The sequence below is a fragment of the Thiocapsa roseopersicina genome, assembly GCF_900106925.1.
GTDB lineage: Bacteria > Pseudomonadota > Gammaproteobacteria > Chromatiales > Chromatiaceae > Thiocapsa > Thiocapsa roseopersicina.
Genome location: NZ_FNNZ01000003.1, coordinates 84,301 through 103,721 on the forward strand (window position 1 = coordinate 84,301; position 19,421 = coordinate 103,721).

Annotated in this window: 18 protein-coding genes, 1 tRNA gene and 1 other RNA gene; 18 read left to right on the forward strand and 2 right to left on the reverse strand. The window is 62.3% G+C overall.

Going from position 1 to position 19,421, the window contains the following annotated elements; genetic code table 11:
* Positions 1-440: 440 nt before the first annotated feature.
* Both ssrA and smpB read right to left on the reverse strand, forming a co-directional pair.
* Positions 441-776: a transfer-messenger RNA gene (gene ssrA, locus BLV04_RS04520) on the reverse strand.
* A gap of 54 nt (positions 777-830) precedes the next feature.
* Entirely contained in the window at positions 831-1,307 is a 477-nt protein-coding gene (gene smpB, locus BLV04_RS04525) for an SsrA-binding protein SmpB (protein WP_093028579.1), read from the reverse strand.
* 269 nt (positions 1,308-1,576) lie between these two features.
* On the opposite strand from smpB, the gene tpiA reads away from it, so the two are divergent.
* The 18 genes from tpiA to dapA all read left to right on the forward strand — a co-directional run bounded on the left by tpiA (position 1,577) and on the right by dapA (position 19,406).
* On the forward strand, positions 1,577-2,341 hold the full coding sequence (gene tpiA / locus BLV04_RS04530) for a triose-phosphate isomerase (RefSeq protein ID WP_093028581.1): 765 nt from the start codon (positions 1,577-1,579) through the stop codon (positions 2,339-2,341).
* A 21-nt stretch (positions 2,342-2,362) separates the two neighbouring features.
* On the forward strand, positions 2,363-2,896 hold the full coding sequence (secG, locus tag BLV04_RS04535; RefSeq protein ID WP_093028583.1) for a preprotein translocase subunit SecG: 534 nt from the start codon (positions 2,363-2,365) through the stop codon (positions 2,894-2,896).
* A 9-nt stretch (positions 2,897-2,905) separates the two neighbouring features.
* Positions 2,906-2,990 (forward strand) — tRNA-Leu (locus BLV04_RS04540).
* A 183-nt stretch (positions 2,991-3,173) separates the two neighbouring features.
* Positions 3,174-3,530 (forward strand): NADH-quinone oxidoreductase subunit A, encoded by a 357-nt coding sequence (locus BLV04_RS04545; protein ID WP_093028585.1) that lies wholly within the window; start codon positions 3,174-3,176, stop codon positions 3,528-3,530.
* Positions 3,521-3,997 carry a NuoB/complex I 20 kDa subunit family protein gene (locus tag BLV04_RS04550; protein ID WP_093028587.1) on the forward strand — a complete coding sequence of 159 codons (477 nt, stop codon included), beginning with the start codon at positions 3,521-3,523 and terminating at the stop codon, positions 3,995-3,997. The genes BLV04_RS04545 and BLV04_RS04550 overlap by 10 nt, the downstream gene beginning before the upstream one ends.
* 16 nt (positions 3,998-4,013) lie before the next feature.
* Positions 4,014-4,727, forward strand: a complete 714-nt coding sequence (locus tag BLV04_RS04555; RefSeq protein WP_093028589.1) for an NADH-quinone oxidoreductase subunit C — start codon at positions 4,014-4,016, stop codon at positions 4,725-4,727.
* Positions 4,720-5,976 (forward strand): NADH-quinone oxidoreductase subunit D, encoded by a 1,257-nt coding sequence (locus BLV04_RS04560; RefSeq protein WP_093028592.1) that lies wholly within the window; start codon positions 4,720-4,722, stop codon positions 5,974-5,976. Before BLV04_RS04555 ends, BLV04_RS04560 begins: the two co-directional genes overlap by 8 nt.
* On the forward strand, positions 5,976-6,503 hold the full coding sequence (locus BLV04_RS04565; RefSeq protein ID WP_093028594.1) for an NADH-quinone oxidoreductase subunit NuoE family protein: 528 nt from the start codon (positions 5,976-5,978) through the stop codon (positions 6,501-6,503). Before BLV04_RS04560 ends, BLV04_RS04565 begins: the two co-directional genes overlap by 1 nt.
* 4 nt (positions 6,504-6,507) lie before the next feature.
* Complete coding sequence (gene nuoF, locus BLV04_RS04570; protein ID WP_175534497.1) at positions 6,508-7,791, forward strand: NADH-quinone oxidoreductase subunit NuoF; 1,284 nt, start codon at positions 6,508-6,510, stop codon at positions 7,789-7,791.
* A 161-nt stretch (positions 7,792-7,952) separates the two neighbouring features.
* Positions 7,953-10,355: an NADH-quinone oxidoreductase subunit NuoG gene (gene nuoG / locus BLV04_RS04575; RefSeq protein ID WP_093028596.1), complete on the forward strand. Its 2,403-nt coding sequence runs from the start codon at positions 7,953-7,955 to the stop codon at positions 10,353-10,355.
* A gap of 7 nt (positions 10,356-10,362) precedes the next feature.
* Complete coding sequence (nuoH, locus tag BLV04_RS04580; protein WP_093028598.1) at positions 10,363-11,397, forward strand: NADH-quinone oxidoreductase subunit NuoH; 1,035 nt, start codon at positions 10,363-10,365, stop codon at positions 11,395-11,397.
* 14 nt (positions 11,398-11,411) lie between these two features.
* On the forward strand, positions 11,412-11,903 hold the full coding sequence (nuoI, locus tag BLV04_RS04585; protein ID WP_093028600.1) for an NADH-quinone oxidoreductase subunit NuoI: 492 nt from the start codon (positions 11,412-11,414) through the stop codon (positions 11,901-11,903).
* Between the two features lie 211 nt (positions 11,904-12,114).
* Positions 12,115-12,768 carry an NADH-quinone oxidoreductase subunit J gene (locus tag BLV04_RS04590; RefSeq protein WP_093028602.1) on the forward strand — a complete coding sequence of 218 codons (654 nt, stop codon included), beginning with the start codon at positions 12,115-12,117 and terminating at the stop codon, positions 12,766-12,768.
* Positions 12,765-13,070 (forward strand): NADH-quinone oxidoreductase subunit NuoK, encoded by a 306-nt coding sequence (gene nuoK, locus BLV04_RS04595; protein WP_007190921.1) that lies wholly within the window; start codon positions 12,765-12,767, stop codon positions 13,068-13,070. Before BLV04_RS04590 ends, nuoK begins: the two co-directional genes overlap by 4 nt.
* A 75-nt stretch (positions 13,071-13,145) precedes the next feature.
* Positions 13,146-15,152, forward strand: coding sequence for an NADH-quinone oxidoreductase subunit L (gene nuoL / locus BLV04_RS04600; RefSeq protein WP_093028604.1), 2,007 nt, complete (start codon positions 13,146-13,148; stop codon positions 15,150-15,152).
* Positions 15,153-15,171: 19 nt separating this feature from the next.
* The gene (locus BLV04_RS04605; RefSeq protein ID WP_093028606.1) at positions 15,172-16,752 is read left to right on the forward strand and encodes an NADH-quinone oxidoreductase subunit M; all 1,581 of its coding nucleotides are present in this window, start codon (positions 15,172-15,174) and stop codon (positions 16,750-16,752) included.
* Between the two features lie 257 nt (positions 16,753-17,009).
* The gene (gene nuoN / locus BLV04_RS04610; protein ID WP_093028608.1) at positions 17,010-18,449 is read left to right on the forward strand and encodes an NADH-quinone oxidoreductase subunit NuoN; all 1,440 of its coding nucleotides are present in this window, start codon (positions 17,010-17,012) and stop codon (positions 18,447-18,449) included.
* Positions 18,450-18,530: 81 nt separating this feature from the next.
* Positions 18,531-19,406, forward strand: coding sequence for a 4-hydroxy-tetrahydrodipicolinate synthase (gene dapA / locus BLV04_RS04615; RefSeq protein ID WP_093028610.1), 876 nt, complete (start codon positions 18,531-18,533; stop codon positions 19,404-19,406).
* The last annotated feature ends 15 nt before the right edge of the window (positions 19,407-19,421 follow it).

Below are 19,421 nucleotides of genomic sequence, written 5' to 3' on the forward strand. Positions count from 1 at the left end.
TGCGAAGGGGTCGTTACGGATCGGGCCAAGTCGCTGTCCGTAAAACTACGGCACGATTGCGAAGAATGCTTCGATGAAGGCATCCCTTTCTGAACACAAAAAGAAAGCGGGCCCTGGAGTGTACTCCAAGGCCCGTTGATTGGTGGAGGCGGCGGGACAGTGATTCCCCACCTTTCGGTGAGGCCTGGACTATGCCTTCATCCGGATCGGATACGACCCGATGGGTCCGGATGCGGAGCGTATTATCCGCGTTGCTGCGGATCCTAGTGGACGCTCCACCGTTGCCGGATCAGCGTCTCTATGAGTCTCTACAGGGCAGGTCTGAGGTTGGCCCTCTTCCTACCCCTCGGCGTTGCCGTGTCGGTCTGAGCCGACTGCAGGGTTCGCCGATGTGAGCCCCGTTTTCACTTTGCCCTTACGAGCAAAGGCGACCTGTGCGTTGATCGAACCCGCGTCCGCAAGCCCTCTGCCATTGGCCCTACATGCTTAGCCCGTTCTATTGTTTTTAGCCTTCCGCCGCCCGAAGGGCAGGGCGATCAGTCGGCGATCTCGAATTAGGTTTTAGCGGATCAGGTCCGAGCCCCCGTCACCGCGATCCCATGTAATGTTACCCCTGGAATCCGCCCCCCATAGGCAGGGAACGGTCAGAGGCTCGCTGGCCTAAGCCGCGAGAGCGTAGTTGTCGTCGTTGGCAACTATAGTTTTGCGGTTGGATTTACGAGGTTACCCGCACCTCGGCATGCACCTCAGGTTTTGCGACCCACGTCGAAACCATGTCGCCCCCAGGTATCAGTACGACACTCTAGAGTAACCGCGGTTCCGCGGCAAGCTCAGCCGGTCTTGAAGAGGCGCTCCTTGTCGCGCTGCCAGTCGCGGTCCTTCTCGGTGTCGCGCTTGTCGTGCTGCTTCTTGCCCTTGGCGAGCCCGATCTCGAGCTTGGCCTTGCCGCGCTTCCAGTACATGGCCATCGGGACCAGGGTGTAGCCGGCGCGCTCGGTCTGGCCGATCAGACGGCTGATCTCGCTGCGTTTGAGCAGCAGCTTGCGGCTGCGGGTCGGATCCGGGTTGACGTGGGTCGAGGCGGCGGCGAGGGCTGAGATGTGCGCACCGATCAGGAATGCCTCGCCGTGGAGGATCTTGACGTAACCTTCCTTGAGCTGCAGGCGACCGGCGCGCAGGCTCTTGACCTCCCAGCCTTCCAAGACGAGGCCGGCCTCGATACGCTGCTCGATGAAGTACTCGTGTCCCGCCTTCTTGTTGAGCGCGATGGTCGAGCCGCCATCGTTCTTCTTCTTTCCTTTCGCCATAAGCCGCGTCCCGGAAGTCAAAAATCCACGTCGGATCGGAGGCCGCTCTGGGTAGATCCACGCGAGCCTCGCGTCGGACGCGGCTTCTTAAAGATAATAAAGATGATTGAAATGCGTCTGGACGGCGCTCGTTGGTGGCTCCGAACATGGCCGAAGAGCTCGGAGAAGACAGGAGGCACTGGACGCATTTCAAGTGTAAATCAAACGAGGCTTGATTTCCGCACGGAGGACGGCTAAATTTGCGGGCTCGACTTACCTGGAGGGGTTCGATGCGCCAGCCGCTGATCGCCGGTAACTGGAAAATGAACGGCAGCAAGTCCAGTGCAGAAGCACTGTTGAACGGTGTCGTGGCAGGGTCCGGTGGTCTCTCGAAGACCGAGGTCGCGGTGTGCGTTCCCTTCCCGTATCTCCATCTCGGCGAGCAGCTGCTTGCCGGAAGCTCGGTGCGACTGGGTGCTCAGAACCTCTGCACGGAATCCGGCGGCGCCTTTACCGGGGAGGTCTCGGGCTCGATGCTGGCCGATTTCGGATGTCGGTATGTCATCTGCGGTCATTCCGAGCGGCGTGAATATTACGGCGAGAACGAGGCATCCATCGCGCAGAAACTGACGCGCGCGACCGAGAGCGGCCTGACCCCGATCCTGTGCGTCGGCGAGACGCTTCAGCAGCGCGAGGCCGGCGAGATGGAGCCGGTGATTGCCGCTCAGATCGACGGCGTGGTCGAGCGCATCGGAATCGAAGCCTTCGCGGGGATCGAGATCGCTTATGAGCCGGTTTGGGCGATCGGCACCGGCAAGACGGCGACGCCCGAGCAGGCGCAGGCCGTTCATGCCTACATTCGCGGCCGGATCGCCGCGCTGAACGGTTCGATTGCCGAAAAGTTGCGCATCCTCTACGGTGGCAGCATGAAACCCGGCAACGCCGCGGAGCTGCTGGCGCAGCCGGACATCGACGGCGGTCTGATCGGCGGTGCATCGCTGAGCGCCGATGATTTTCTAGCGATTTGTCTGGCCGGAGAACAGCTCGCGGCCTAAAGCTGCGGCAACGAGAGACTCATGCAAACCATTTTGACCGTCATGCAGGTCTTCCTGTCCCTCGGCTTGATCGGGTTGATCTTGATCCAGCACGGGAAGGGAGCGGATGCAGGTGCAGCGTTCGGGAGTGGTGCGTCGGCGACCGTCTTCGGCGCCCGCGGGTCGGGTTCGTTCCTGACGCGCACGACGGGCATCATGGCGACGATGTTCTTTCTTACCAGCATGGCTTTGGCGTATTATGCGACGAAGGGGTCAGAGCCAGTGACCATCATGGATCGCGTGGACGAGCGCACGATCATCTTCCCGCCGCCCGTGGCTGCGCCGACCTCGGATATCCCTGCGATTCCGGGCGGTGAGGAACGCGATTCGCAGTCGGATGTTCCGGTCGGGCTAGCACCGGCGGTCGGTAAGCCGGCCGAGATCGTCGAAGAGACTGTGATCGAAAGTGCGGCCGATGGCGCCGCCGAGGTCGATACGACCGAGGTGATTCTCGACGGCAGCGCTGCGGAAGAGCAAAATAAGGCCGAGGCCGCCGATCCGGCGACCGCGGAGTAAAGAGTAAACGCCGACGTGGTGAAATTGGTAGACACGCTATCTTGAGGGGGTAGTGGCGTAAGCCGTGCCAGTTCGAGTCTGGCCGTCGGCACCATCTGCAGTAAAAGCAAACGGCATGCCGCTCTCGCGACATGCCGTTTTTTTTGCGCAAACATGCGCGCAAAGGTTTGAAAAACCTAATGATTTGAATTGATCCTCGGGTTGACACTGCCGTGACGGCTGCACTAGACTCTTCGTCCGGCTCGACGTCAGAGAATAAGTAAATTCGGGAGGACTGATGCTCGACAATTATCTGCCGATCCTGATCTTCATCATCGTCGGGATCTTGGTTGGCGTCGGCCCGCTCGTTTTGGGTTACTTTTTGGGACCTCGCCGCCCGGACGCGGAGAAAGACTCCCCCTATGAATGTGGGTTTGCGGCCTTCGAGAGTGCGCGTTTAAAGTTCGACGTGCGCTACTACTTGGTTGCGATCCTCTTCATCGTCTTCGATCTGGAGATCGCCTTCCTCTTCCCCTGGGCGGTGGTGCTCGAGGAGCTCGGTATGTACGGCTTCTGGGCTATGTTCGTCTTCCTGGGGATCCTGGTGGTGGGCTTCATCTACGAGTGGAAGAAGGGGGCGCTGGAATGGGAATAGAGGGCATCCTCGAAGAAGGCGTCGTCACGACCACGGCCGACAAGCTCATCAACTGGGCGCGGACGGGTTCACTGTGGCCCATGACCTTCGGCTTGGCCTGCTGCGCGATCGAGATGATGCACGCGGGCGCAGCACGTTATGACCTGGATCGCTTCGGGATCGTCTTTCGGCCGAGCCCTCGCCAATCCGACGTCATGATCGTCGCGGGTACCCTCGTCAACAAGATGGCCCCGGCGCTGCGCAAGGTCTATGACCAGATGGCCGAGCCGCGCTGGGTGATCTCGATGGGCTCCTGTGCGAACGGCGGCGGTTATTACCACTACTCTTATGCGGTGGTGCGGGGTTGTGATCGGATCGTCCCTGTCGATATTTACGTGCCGGGGTGTCCGCCGACTGCCGAGGCCCTGCTTTACGGCATCCTGCAGTTGCAGAACAAGATCCGTCGTACCAATACCATCGCTCGCTGAGTCGTACCCAATTCCAATGGCTAAAGACATCCTGTCCAACCCCGTCAGGTTGACCGCGCTCGTCGATGCACTCGGCGAGGCGCTGGTCGGTCAGGGGTGCGAGACCATCACGCACCTCGGCGAGGTCACCTTGATCGTGCCGTCGGAGCGTTTGACCGACGTGGCGTGGATCCTCCGTGACCATCCGCAACTGCGGTTCGAGCAGCTGATCGACCTCTGCGGAGTTGACTACGCCGCTTACGGCAAGTCCGAGTGGACGACGGAAGAGGCATCCACGACCGGTTTCGGTCGTGGTGTCGACCGCGATCAGGAGTTGGCCGTCGACGACCCCAAGCGTTTCGCCGTCGTCTACCATCTCTTGTCGCTGGTACACAATCGGCGGGTTCGCCTACGTGTCTACGCAGGGAGCAGTCAGCCGATGGTCGACTCGATCGTCCCGGTTTGGGCGGCGGCCAATTGGTTCGAGCGCGAGGCATTCGATCTCTTCGGGATCCTCTTCCGGGGCCATCCCGATCTGCGTCGAATCCTTACCGACTACGGTTTTGTCGGATACCCCTTTCGGAAGGATTTCCCCCTTTCCGGGCATGTCGAGATGCGCTACGACCCGGAGCAAGGTCGCGTCATCTACGAGCCGGTCTCGATTCCGCCGCGTGTCCTGGTGCCGCGCGTGATCCGCTCCGACAGCCGGTACGTGCAGACGGGCGTGAGCTCGGAGTCCGCCGATGCCTGAGATTCGCAACTACACCCTGAACTTCGGACCTCAACATCCGTCGGCCCACGGCGTCCTGCGCCTGGTGCTCGAGATGGACGGCGAGGTGATCGAGCGGGCCGATCCGCACATCGGTCTGCTGCATCGTGCGACCGAGAAGCTCGCTGAGTCCAAACCGTTCAACCAGAGCATCGGTTACATGGATCGGCTCGACTATGTGTCCATGATGTGCAACGAGCATGGCTATGTCCGGGCCATCGAGAAGCTGCTCGGGGTCGAGGCCCCGGAGCGCGCTCAGTACATCCGCACCATGTTCGACGAGATCACCCGCATCCTGAATCATCTGATGTGGCTGGCCGCGCATGGGTTGGACATCGGGGCCATGACGGTCTTCCTCTATTGCTTCCGCGAGCGCGAAGACCTGCTCGACTGTTATGAGGCCGTCTCGGGTGCGCGTATGCACGCGACCTATTATCGGCCCGGCGGTGTCTATCGAGACCTGCCCGATCGGATGCCGCAGTATTCGGGAAGCTCCAAGTGGCACAGCGCCAAGACGATCGCCAAACGCAACGGCCCGCGTCAAGGTTCGCTGCTCGACTTCATCGAGGATTTCGCCGATCGCTTTCCGGGTCATGTCGATGAATACGAGACACTGCTGACGGATAATCGAATCTGGAAGCAGCGCACGGTCGGCATCGGTGTCGTCTCGCCCGAGCGCGCGCTTCAATTGGGCTTTACGGGTCCGATGCTGCGTGGATCCGGCGTTGAATGGGATCTGCGCAAGAAGCAGCCCTATGCCGCCTACGACAAGATGGATTTCGATATCCCGGTCGGGGTCAACGGCGATTGCTACGACCGCTATCTGGTTCGCATGGAGGAGATGCGCCAGTCCAATCGGATCATCAAGCAGTGCGTGCAATGGCTGCGTGAGAATCCCGGTCCGGTCGCGATCGAGGATCACAAGGTCATGCCGCCGTCGCGCGCCGACATGAAGGACGACATGGAAGCCTTGATCCATCACTTCAAACTCTTTACCGAGGGCTATTGTCCGCCGCCCGGCGAGGTCTATGCCGCGGTCGAGGCACCCAAGGGCGAGTTCGGCTGCTATATCGTGTCGGACGGTGCCAATAAGCCCTATCGTTTGAAGGTCCGTGCGCCGGGTTTCCCGCATCTCGCCGCATTGGACGAGATGTCCCAAGGCCACATGCTCGCCGACGTCGTGGCGATCATCGGGACGCTGGATGTCGTATTCGGGGAGATCGATCGCTGATGAGCTTTCGCAACGCACCGCTTGCGGTCATTCACGATCGCGATAAAACGACCCTGTTCACCCCGGAGATTCGAGAGCAGATCGATATCTGGATCGCCAAGTATCCGGCCGAATGGAAACAGTCGGCGGTGATGCCGGCGCTGACCATCGTGCAGGATGCCAACGGCGGTTGGTTGACGCCCGAGCTGATGAACGACGTCGCCGCCTATTTGGATATGCCGGAGGTGTCCGTCTACGAGGTCGCGACCTTCTACGGCATGTACGATCTGGAGCCGCAGGGTCGACACAAGGTCTGCGTCTGCAACAGCGTCTCTTGCCTGCTGCTGGGTTCCGAAGAGCTGATCGAGCATGTCGAGCACAAGTACGACGTGCGTCTGGGCGAGACCACGGCCGACGGTCGCTTTACCTTCAAAGAGGTCGAGTGTCTCGGTGCGTGCCGGCATGCGCCCGCGGTGTTGGTCGACAAGACCTATCACGAGAACCTCTCGCCCCAAGCGCTCGATAAGCTGATCGACGAGTTGGAGTAGGCCGATGGTCCCGAATCAGAACAGCGTCTGTTTTCGCAATATGCACCTTGCTGCGACGACTCGGCATACCTTGGATGCCTATCGCAGCCTCGGCGGCTATGTGCAGTGGGAGAAGATCCTGCGCGAGCGTCCGGACCCGGCCGACATCATCGAAGAGATCAAGCTCTCGGCGCTGCGTGGTCGCGGCGGTGCAGGCTTTCCGACTGGTCTGAAGTGGAGCTTCATGCCGCGCAACGCTCCGGGCCAAAAATACATCGTCTGCAACTCCGACGAGGGCGAGCCCGGGACCTGCAAGGATCGCGACATCCTGCGCTACAACCCGCATCAGTTGATCGAGGGCATGGCGATCGCCGGCTACTGTATCGGCGCGACGGTCGGCTACAACTATATCCGCGGCGAGTTCTACGAGCCGATCCAACGGTGCGAGGAGGCCATTCGCGAGGCTTACGCGGCGGGTTTGTTGGGCAAGGACATCCAGGGTTCGGGCGTCGATTTCGACCTCTACAACCATCTCGGTGCCGGTGCCTACATCTGCGGCGAGGAGACCGCACTCCTGGAATCGATCGAGGGTAAGAAGGGACAGCCGCGCTTCAAGCCGCCGTTTCCGGCCCAGTTCGGTCTCTACGGGCGTCCGACCACCATCAACAACACCGAGTCGCTGGCCTCGATCCCGGTCATCCTGGAGAAGGGCGGGCAGTGGTTCCTCGCGCAGGGGCGCCCGAACAACGGCGGCCCCAAGCTCTTCTCCGTGACCGGGCATGTCGCTCGACCGGACAACTTCGAGGTTCCGCTCGGCACGCCCTTCCGGGATCTGCTGGAGCTGGCCGGCGGGATGAAGGACGGTCGTGCGCTCAAGGCCGTGATCCCCGGCGGGTCATCCGTTCCGGTGGTGCCCGGCGACGTCATGATGGATGTGGACATGGATTACGATTCGATCGCCAAGGCCGGCTCAATGCTGGGCTCGGGCGCCGTGATCGTGATCGCCGAGGGGACCTGCATGGTCAAGGTCCTGCACAACCTGTCGCACTTCTACATGCACGAGTCCTGCGGTCAGTGCACACCCTGCCGCGAAGGCACCGGCTGGCTGGAGCGTGTGCTGCGCCGCATCCTGGACGGCAAGGGCCGGCCGGGCGATCTGGATCTGCTCGACAGTGTTGCGGGTCGGATCGGCGGGCGCACCATCTGCGCCCTGGGCGATGCCGCGGCGATGCCGGTGCAGAGCTTTCTCAAGCATTACCGACACGAATTCGAGCACCTGATCGAGCACGGCCAAAGCATGGCAGCCTAGACCTGCGGCCTGATCCGAATTGGGGCGTGCGCGGCTCGCCGTCGTCGCCCCGGAATCGCAAACTTGTAGAATGGCCCCGTTCGCGCGAGCGAGCAGGTCCGAGAACGCGCGCCGAAGCGGTGCGCGACACCCGGCCCACGGGCGCCGATCGAGAGAGCTGAATGACGGACAAGATCACGATCGAGATCGACGGCCGCACCTGCGAAGCGGCGCCGGGAGAGATGATCATCGCGGTCGCGGACCGCGTGGGGATCATCATCCCGCGTTTCTGCTATCACAAGAAGCTGTCGATCGCGGCCAACTGCCGCATGTGCCTGGTCGAGGCGGAGCAGGGCGGTCGTCCTTTTCCCAAGCCGGTGCCGGCGTGTGCCACGCCCGTCGGCGCGGGGATGAAGGTCCAGACGCGCTCGCCCAAGGCCATCGATGCCCAGCAGGGGACGATGGAGTTCCTGCTCATCAACCATCCGCTCGACTGTCCGATCTGCGACCAGGGCGGCGAATGCGAGCTGCAGGATGTGGCGATGGGCTACGGCGGCGACGTCTCGCGCTTCGCCGAGCGCAAGCGGGTCGTGAAGGACGAGGATCTCGGTCCGCTCATCGCCACCGACATGACCCGCTGCATCCATTGCACCCGCTGCGTGCGCTTCGGTGCCGAGATCGCGGGTGTGCGTGAGCTCGGCGCCACGGGTCGCGGTGAAGACATGCGTATCGGGACCTTCGTCGCCCACACCGTGAGTCATGAGCTCTCCGGCAACATCATCGATCTCTGTCCGGTCGGCGCACTCACCTCCAAGCCTTACCGCTTCACCGCGCGGGCTTGGGAGCTGACCGACGCCGACAGCATCGCCCCGCACGACGGGGTCGGCTCGAACATCCGTCTGCATGTGCGCGGCGGTCGGGTCATGCGGGTGCATCCGCGCGACAACGAGGCGGTGAACGAGACCTGGATCTCGGACCGCGACCGCTTCAGCTACGAGGGTCTGAACTCCGAAGACCGCCTGACCGCGCCCATGATCAAGACCGACGGGGTCTGGCGCGAGGTCGAGTGGCAAGAGGCATTGACCCTGGTCGCCGAGCGTCTGAAGGCCGCCGATGCGAGCCGTATGGGCTGGCTGATGGCCCCGAACGCGACGCTCGAAGAGCTCTATCTGGCGCAGCGGGTCGCACGCGGCTTGGGTTGCGCCAATATCGATCATCGGCTGCGCCAACAGGACTTCAGCGGCGATGACGCCGATCCGATGCTGCCTTGGCTGGGCTTGCCGATCGCCGATCTGGAGACCCGCGAGGCGATCCTCCTGATCGGTACAGAGATTCGCCAAGAGCAGCCGCTGCTCGCCCATCGCATCCGCAAGGCCGCGCTGGAGGGTGCGACCGTTGCCTGCGTGAATCCCCTGACCCTGGCGCTGACCCATCCCGCCCGGCAGCTGGTCGGGACGCCGGCGCAGATGGTCATGGATCTCGCGGCGATCGCCAAGGCCTTGGGCGATACCGGGTCCGGTACACTCAAGACCGTCATCGGGTCGGCGACGCCGGGCGATGCTCATCAGTCCATCGCCGACGCGCTGCGTGCTGCCGGGGAGAAGTCTACCGGCGTTGTGTTGCTGGGTGCGCTGGCCACCGCACACCCGGACTATGCCTTGCTCAAGGCGCTGGCCTATCGGATCGGTGAGCTGAGCGGCGCCGTCGTGGGTTTTCTGCCGGCAGCGGCAAACAGTGTCGGCGCATATCTGGCCGGTGCCGTGCCGCAGGGGCTGCCCGGCGGCCGGCCTGCCGAGCCGAGGGGCCTCGGGCTGGGCGAGATGCTGAGCACGCCGCCGAGCACGCTGGTCCTCTGGGGCTTGGAGCCGGATCGGGACCTCATCGACCCCGCGCGGGCGATGGCCATGTGCGAGGCGGCCGATCTGGTGATTGCCTGCTCCGCATTCCGCTCACCGTCGCTCGAAGCCGTTGCCGACGTGCTGCTTCCGATCGGGGCCTTCGCCGAGACCTCCGGGACCTTCGTCAACGCGGGCGGCCTCCGGCAGCGGTTTCAGGGTGCGGTCGCGCCGCCCGGCGAGGCCCGTCCCGGCTGGAAGGTGCTGCGCGTGTTGGGCAATCTGCTGGATCTTCCGGGCTTCGAGTATCGGGATGCGGCACAGGTGCGCGACGAGCTTGACGGGCTGTGCGGCGATGCCGTACTCGACAACGCACGGCGCGGGGATTATCCGACGGCGACACCCGGAACGACCGCCGGCCTGATGCGGCTCGGGAGCGTGCCCATCTATGCGCTGGATCCGCTGGTCCGACGGGCTCCGGCCCTGCAGCGCACACCCGTGCAGGGTGCGGCCTTCGGTGTCTATCTGCATCCGGAGCAGGCGCGTGGCGATGGACTGATTGCCGATCAGACGGTCTTGATCATTCAGAACGGCCACGAGGTCGAGGCCAATGTCTTTCTGGACGACGCGATTGCGATGGGCTGTGCGCGGATCCCGGCAGCCGTGACCGGAAGCGGGCGGCTGGGTGCGCAGATCGGCCCGGTCGAGATCAGGCCGTGGTTCGGCGAGACGGGCAGCGAGGCGGGATGAATCAACGATGATCGAACTATGGAACGCGCTTCCCGTGGTGATCCAGATCCTGATCAAGATCATCGCAATCGTCCTGCCGCTCCTTGGCATGGTGGCCTATTACACCTTGGCCGAGCGCAAGGTGATCGGTTACATCCAGGTCCGCATCGGGCCGAACCGAGTCGGCTGGCGCGGCTCGCTTCAGCCGATCGCGGATGCGGTCAAGCTGATGATGAAGGAGATCGTCATCCCGACGAAGGCCGACAAGGTCCTGTTCCTGTTGGCGCCGATGATTGCAATCGCGCCGGCCTTGGCCGCTTGGGCGGTGTTCCCCTTCGACGAAGGTCTGGTGCTGGCCGACATCAATGCCGGCTTGCTCTATCTGCTTGCGCTGACCTCGCTCGGTGTCTACGGCATCATCATCGCGGGTTGGGCGTCGAACTCGAAATATGCCCTGCTCGGCGCCATGCGCTCGGCGGCCCAGATCGTCGCCTACGAGATCGCGATGGGCTTTGCGCTGGTCGGTGTCCTGGTCGCCGCCGGGAGCCTGAATCTGGGCGCGATCGTCGCGGCGCAAGAGGGCAACCTTCTGACCTGGTTCTGGCTGCCGTTGCTGCCCTTGTTCGGCGTCTATCTGATCTCGGGGATCGCCGAGACCAACCGCGCGCCCTTCGACGTCGCCGAAGGCGAGTCGGAAATCGTCGCCGGTTTCCATGTCGAGTATTCCGGGATGGCCTTCGCGGTCTTCTTCCTCGCCGAATACGCGAACATGATCCTCATCTCGGCGCTCTCGGCACTGCTCTTCATGGGAGGCTGGCTCTCGCCTTTCCCGCAGGCATGGATCGAAGGCATCGCGATCCTGGGTGACGGCTTCCATTGGCTGTTGCTCAAGACCTTCTTCTTTATGTTCGTATTCTTGTGGTTACGGGCGACCTTCCCACGCTATCGCTACGACCAGATCATGCGTCTGGGTTGGAAGGTCTTCATCCCGATCACGATCGTCTGGATCCTGGTGGTGGCGCTTGCGGTTCTCGCCGAGCTGCCCCCTTGGTGGTCCGCCTGACCCGGAGACGACCGATGCTGAAAGCCACACGCGAATATCTCCAAAGCCTTTTGATGGTCGAGCTCTTCAAGGGCTTGAGCCTAACCGGCGCTTATCTGTTCAAGCGCAAGTTTACGGTTCAGTACCCGGAGGAGAAGGCCCCGATCTCGCCGCGTTTTCGCGGCCTGCATGCCTTGCGGCGCTATCCCAACGGCGAGGAGCGCTGTATCGCCTGCAAACTCTGCGAGGCGGTCTGCCCGGCACTGGCCATCACGATCGAGGCCGAGCCGCGCGAGGACGGATCCAGACGGACGACGCGATACGACATCGACCTCTTCAAGTGCATCTATTGCGGCTTTTGCGAAGAGTCTTGCCCGGTGGACTCGATCGTCGAGACCGGGGTGTACGAGTATCACTTCGAGAATCGCGGCGAGAACATCATGACCAAGGAGAAGCTCCTTGCGATCGGGGACAAATACGAGGCGGATATCGCCGCGGCACGCGCCGCGGATGCGCCTTACCGCTGAGCGCGATGGTCGCAGGGGTGCGGCCGGCTGTGCAGGATCGCCCGAAGAGACGGGCATGTCATGCGCGGGGCTTCGGGGCTTTCGTCGATCCGCGTGCGGCGCGTCGGGGCTCTATCGATCGGGTGGCAATCAGAGCGCGATCAGGCGCCGATCGGGCACTCGGTCGGCGCTCATTTGGCCATTGCGGCTAACCAAGGCATTCGGATGAATCATGGGCTTTGAAAAATTCCTCTTTTATGTCTTCGCGGCCATAACCCTAGTCGCTGCAGGGATGGTGATCACGCGTCGCAACCCGGTCCACGCCGTCCTCTATCTGGTGCTGGCCTTCATCAGCAGCGCGGCCCTCTGGATCCTACTCGAAGCGGAGTTCCTCGGGATCGTGCTGGTTCTGGTCTATGTCGGCGCGGTCATGGTGCTCTTCCTCTTCGTGGTCATGATGCTCGATGTCGATATCGCGACACTGCGCGCGGGCTTTATTCGCTATTTGCCGATCGGTGCGCTGATTGCGGTCGTGCTTGCCCTCGAGATCTTCCTGATCGTCGGGCCGGCCAACTTCGGATTGCAGCAGTTCCCGTCGCCCGTGCCGGCGGGCCCCGACGTGAGCAATACCGAAGAGCTCGGTCTGCTGCTGTACACCCTTTATGTCTATCCGTTCGAGATCGCTGCCGTCATCCTCCTTGTCGCCATTGTCGCCGCGATTCGCTTGACCCTGCGTCGTCGGCCGGATACCAAGTATATGGATCCCGCGAAGCAGGTCAGAGTCAAGAAGGGTCCGGACCGGATTCGTATCGTCAAGATGCCTTCCGAGAGTACCGCGGTTCCGGCCGTCGCTGCCTCGGCTGCACCACAGGAATCGACCGAATGATCGCGCTCTCAGACTATCTGATCCTGGCCGCAGGGCTCTTCATGCTGGCGGTCGCGGGGATCTTCCTGAACCGCAAGAACGTCATCCTGCTGCTGATGTGCATCGAGCTGATGCTGCTCGCGGTGAATATGAACTTCGTCGCCTTTTCCCATTTTCTCGGGGATATGACGGGACAGGTCTTCGTTTTCTTCATCCTGACGGTGGCGGCGGCGGAGGCTGCGATCGGGCTTGCGATCCTGGTGGTGCTTTTCCGTAATCGGCAGACGATCAACGTGGAGGATCTGGACAGCCTCAAGGGATAGCGCGGACGGCGTCAACGCGTCTGCGTGACTGGCGGGTCGATCCGGATCACATCAAGCGAGAGAGCGAACTAAACAGTGGAAAACGTCTACCTGACCATCGTGCTTGCGCCACTCCTGGGCGCCATCATTGCCGGCTTTTTCGGCGGCCGAATCGGCCGGCAGGGCGCACATGCGGTGACCATCGCCGGCGTCGGGCTCTCCACGGCGCTGTCGCTCATGGTGCTCGCGCGATTCATCTGGGGTGATCTGCCGGTCTACAATGAGGCCGTCTACACCTGGATGGTCTCGGACGGGATCCGCTTCGAGGTGGGTTTCCTGGTCGATCGGCTCACGGCGCTCATGATGGCGACCGTAACCTTCGTCTCCTTGATGGTCCATATCTATACGATCGGCTACATGGCCGACGACGAGCACAACTGGCCGAAAGGCGCGCTGACCGGCAAGAACAGTTATCAGCGGTTCTTCAGCTACATCTCGCTCTTCACCTTCTCCATGCTGATGTTGGTCATGTCCAACAACTTTATGCAGCTCTTCTTCGGTTGGGAAGCGGTGGGTCTCGTCTCTTATCTGCTGATCGGCTTCTGGTCGACGCGCGAGACGGCGATCTTCGCCAATATGAAGGCCTTCCTGGTCAACCGCGTCGGCGACTTCGGCTTTATCCTCGGTATTGCCGCGGTGGGTATGTACTTCAACAGCATGGACTATGTCGAGGTCTTCGCCGCGGCGCCCGCGCATGCCGAGACGCAGGTTGCGCTGTTCGGCGGCGTTTCGCTTATGACCCTGATCTGCATCCTGCTCTTCATCGGTGCCATGGGCAAATCCGCACAGGTCCCTTTGCATGTGTGGCTGCCGGACTCGATGGAAGGCCCCACGCCCATCTCGGCCTTGATTCACGCCGCGACCATGGTCACTGCCGGTGTCTTCATGGTGGCGCGCATGTCGCCGCTGTTCGAGATGTCGGAGACGGCGCTCAGCTTTATTCTCATCATCGGCGCGACCACGGCGTTCTTCATGGGCCTGATCGGTCTGGTGCAGAACGACATCAAGCGTGTGGTCGCCTATTCGACCCTCTCGCAGCTCGGTTATATGGTCACGGCGCTCGGCGCCTCGGCCTATGCCGCCGGGATGTTCCATCTGATGACCCACGCCTTCTTCAAGGCGCTGCTGTTCCTGGCCGCCGGCTCGGTGATCATCGCCCTGCATCACAAGCAGGACATCCGCGAGATGGGCGGCCTGCGTCGTTACATGCCGATCACCTGGATCACCGCGTTGATTGGCTCGCTGGCCCTGATCGGCTTCCCTGCCTTCTCCGGCTTTTTCTCGAAGGACGCCATCATCGAGGCGGTGGGGCATTCGACGCTCTACGGCTCCGGGTATGCCTCGCTCCTGCTGACTATCGGCGTCTTCGTCACGGCGCTCTACAGTTTCCGCATGTATTTCCTGGTCTTCCACGGCAAGCCGCGGATGGACAAGCACACCCGGCACCATCTGCACGAGACCCCGTGGGTGGTCACCTTGCCGCTGGTGCTGCTGGCGATCCCCTCGGTGGTGCTCGGCTGGCTGGTCGTCGAGCCGCTGTTGGTGACCAATTGGTTCGCGACCGGCGACTGGAACCCCATCGTCGTGGCGCCCGAGCACGACACCCTGCAGACGCTGCGCGAGCATTGGCACGGCCAGTGGGCCTTCGTCCTGCACGGCATGACCATGCCGCCCTTCTTCCTTGCGATGGGTGGTTTGCTCCTGGCGGCTGTCGTCTGGTGGTTCACCTTCGCGAAGAATCCGAAGATCGACGATCAGCTGCAGGCGATGGGCGGCCCTGTGACCAAGGTCCTGCAGTCCAAATACGGGTTCGACGACTTCAATCAGAAGGTCTTCGCCGGCGGAAGCCGAATGCTCGGGCGGGTGCTCTGGCTCGGCGGCGATCGCGCCATCATCGACGACGGCGTGGTCAACGGATCGGCGCATCGGGTTGCGGCGCTGGCGCAGCGCGCGCGGCACCTGCAGACCGGTTACCTCTATCACTACGCGATTGCGATGATCGTCGGGCTCGTCGGGCTCTTGACGATCTTCGTCGTGCTCTAAGCGGAAGGAGACGCCCCGCATGTACGAGTTCCCTCTCCTGACGCTGGTCATTTGGTTGCCGATCATCGGCGGTATCGCCGTGCTGGCGAGCGGCGACCGAGGCTCAGACATCTCCAAGTGGATCGCGCTCGCCTTCGCGATCCTGACCTTCGCGATCAGCCTCGGCCTTTGGACGGGTTTCGACGCCGGCAGCGGGCAGATGCAGTTCGTGGAGCGTGCGGCCTGGATCCCGACCTTCAATGTCGAGTACTACCTCGGCGTCGACGGCATCTCCATGCCGCTGATCATCCTGACGACCTTCATCACCATCTTCGTGATCATCGCGGGCTGGGATGTCATCACCTATAAGCCGTCGCATTACATGGCGGCCTTCCTGATCATGGAAGGCGTGATGGTCGGCGTCTTCTCGGCGCTCGACGCCATCCTCTTCTATGTCTTCTGGGAGGCGATGCTGATCCCGATGTTCATCATCATCGGGGTCTGGGGCGGACCGAATCGGGTCTATGCGACCATCAAGTTCTTCCTCTATACCTTCTTCGGCTCGGTCTTCATGCTGGTCGCGCTGATCTACATGTACTTCCAGGCCGACAGCTTCAGCATCCTCGATTTCCACGATCTGGAGCTGGGCATGACCGCCCAGATCCTGATCTTCGTCGCCTTCCTGCTTGCCTTCGCGGTGAAGGTGCCGATGTTCCCGGTCCACACCTGGCTGCCGGACGCGCATGTCGAGGCGCCGACCGGCGGGTCGGTGATCCTGGCCGCCATCATGCTGAAGATCGGCGGCTACGGGTTCCTGCGCTTCTCCATGCCGATCACGCCGGACGCCAGTGCCTCGCTCGATTGGATGATCATTGCGCTGTCCCTGATTGCAGTGGTCTACATCGGATTCGTGGCCCTGGTTCAGCAGGACATGAAGAAGCTGATCGCCTATTCGTCGATCGCGCACATGGGTTTCGTGACACTCGGCTTCTTTATCGTCTTCACCATCATTCGCAACCCGGAGGTCGCCGGCGGGGCGGTGATGGGGATCGAGGGCGGAATGGTGCAGATGATCTCGCACGGATTCATCTCGGGCGCGCTCTTCCTCTGTGTGGGCGTGCTCTATGACCGCGTGCATTCGCGCGAGATCGCCGACTACGGCGGTGTCATCAATACGATGCCCTGGTTCGGTGCCTTCGTCGTCTTTTTCGCGATGGCCAATGCGGGCCTGCCCGGAACCTCCGGTTTCGTCGGCGAGTTTATGGTGATCCTTGCAACCTTCCGGGCCGATTTCTGGTGGGCCTTCCTGGCTGCGACCACGCTGATCCTTGCTGCGGCCTTTACCCTCTGGATGGTCAAGCGGGTCATCTTCGGCGAGGTGAAGAACGAGAAGGTGGCCGGGCTGCAGGATCTCAATGGCCGCGAGACATTGAATCTCGGAGTGCTGGCCGTCGCGGTCTTGGCCCTCGGGATCTGGCCTGCGCCCTTGATGGAGGTGATGCACGCCTCGGTCGAGAACCTGGTCGCCCATGTCGGCGAGTGCAAGCTGCCGGCCTCCGAGGCGGCGGACTGCGTCCTTGCGGTGCCCGCATCCGTGGCCGGTCTGACTGAACAGCCCTAAAGATGTGTTTGGGGCTGCGCTCGGGGATGCGCTCCGGCGCGGGTCTCACTTAAACCGCGTCCAGAGTGAAATGCGTCATTTTCATGTTGTATCGGGCCCAAGGATTTTTCCGGCCTTTGTGGGGACGCGGTTTAACCTTTAATATTTTTTAATACTTTAAACCGCGCCGGCTCCGACAGTTTCCGGAGCTGGCGTGGCCAAGCCAATCCGCCAAACGACGCATGCCGCACCGGGCGCGGTTTAATCGGAATTCTCACATGCCATTCGACGCCGCCAATCTGTTCCCCATCCTGCCGGAGATCGCGATCCTGGTCACCGCCAGCGTCGTGCTGGTGCTGGATCTCTATCTCAAGGAGAAGGACAAGGACATCAACCATACCCTGACCCTGATCGGTCTGCTGGTCGCGATCGGCTTAACCGGCGCCGTGGGCGGCGGCGAGGCGCGCATCGTCTTCGACGGCAATGTCGTGCGCGACGGCCTGACCGACCTACTCAGGGGCGCGATCCTGGTAGTCAGCCTGCTCGCATTCGTCTATGCGCGGCCCTGGCTGAAGGATCGCGGACTCTTTGTCGGCGAGTTCTACGTCCTGGGGCTCTTTGCGATCCTCGGGATGCTGATCATGGTCTCGTCCAACAGCTTCCTGACCATCTATCTGGGTCTCGAGCTGCAGGCGCTCTCGCTCTATGCCCTGGTCGCCTTCGATCGCGACTCGAAGAAGGGCGCCGAAGCGGCGATGAAATATTTCGTGCTGGGCGCACTCGGCTCCGGAATGCTCCTCTACGGCGTGTCCATGATCTACGGCGCCACCGGATCGATCGAGTTCGGCCCGGTCGCACAGGCCGTGGCCGAGCAGGGGATGGACAACAAGGTCCTGGTCTTCGGTGTCGTCTTCCTGGTCATCGGCGTGGGCTTCAAGTTCGGGGCCGTGCCCTTCCACATGTGGGTCCCGGACATCTATGAGGGCGCGCCTACGCCGGCCGTCCTGCTGCTCGGCAGCGCGCCCAAGATCGCGGCCTTCGCGTTGGCGATTCGCATGCTGGTGGATGGACTGGAGGCGATTCAGCCGGATTGGCAGGGGATGCTCCTGATCCTCGCCGTGCTCTCCATGGGTCTGGGCAATCTGGTCGCGATCGCGCAGACCAACATCAAGCGCATGCTGGCCTACTCGACCATCTCGCACGTCGGTTTCATCTTTCTGGGGCTCTTGGCCGGCTCCGCGCAGGGCTACGCCTCGGCGATGTTCTACGCGATCGTCTATGCCGTCATGTCCACCGGTGCCTTCGGCATCCTGCTGATCCTGAGCCGCAAAGGTTTCGATGCGGAGAATCTGGATGATTTGAAGGGACTGAACGACCGGGATTCCTGGTACGCGGCCATGATGGCGCTGGTGATGTTCTCGATGGCCGGTGTCCCGCCGACGGTCGGCTTCATGGCCAAGCTGCTGGTGCTGGAGTCTGTCGTGCGCATCGATCTGGTCTGGCTCGCCTTGGTCGCCGTTGCCTTCTCGATCATCGGCGCCTTCTACTATCTGCGCGTGGTCAAGGTCATCTATTTCGACAAGCCGGATCCGGACATGCCTGTCCTGACGACCAGCGGCGGCGTGCGTTTCGCCATGAGTCTCAACGGCCTCTCCCTGTTGGCGCTCGGTCTCTTCCCCGCGACCCTGCTGAGCTGGTGCCAAAGTGTCTTTGTCTGAGCGTCTCTGGCCCGATCATCTCGGTTGTGCCGGCGCCGTCTCGCGTACTACCATCAGGGTTTTCGCCTAACGGAGTCGGACATGTTTCGCGGCAGCATCGTTGCCCTCATCACCCCCATGCACGAGGACGGGGGCATCGACGACGCGAGCCTCCAGCGTCTCGTCGACCTCCACGTCGACGCGGGGACCACGGCCATCGTCGCTGTCGGGACCACCGGAGAATCGGCGACGCTCGATGAGGAGGAGCACTGCGCCGTCATTCGCAAGACGCTAGAGTTTGCCGCCGGCAGGATCCCCATCATCGCGGGCACGGGCGCAAACTCAACCCGCGAGGCCATCAACCTGACACGCTGCGCCAAGGAGGCCGGTGCACATGCTGCCCTTCTGGTGACGCCCTACTACAACAAGCCCACCCAAGAGGGGCTGTATCTCCATTACCGGTCGATCGCCGAGGCCGTCGATATCCCGCAGATCCTCTACAACGTGCCGAGTCGCACGGCCTGCGATCTGTTGCCCGAGACGGTGGCTCGGCTCGCGCCGATCGACAACATCGTCGGCATCAAGGACGCGACGGGCGACCTGACCCGTGTCGGGCGGTTGCGCACCGGCTGCGGCGACGGATTTGCTCTTTACAGCGGAGACGATGCGACCGGATGCGAGTTCATGCTAATGGGCGGCGACGGGGTCATCTCGGTGACCTCGAATCTGGCCCCGCGATTGATGCAGGACATGTGCGACGCGGCGCTTGCGGGCGATCGCGAGCATGCCGAGGCCATCAATCGGCGGCTTGATGCCCTGCATCACGACCTGTTCGTACAGTCCAATCCGATCCCGGTAAAATGGGGCGCTGCGGAGATGGGGCTGTGCGCGAAAGGGATTCGTCTCCCGCTCACCTGGCTCTCCGGCGAGCATCATGCATGCGTACGTGCCGCGATGGAGCAGGCGGGTGTGCTCTGACGCACTTTGCAGCGC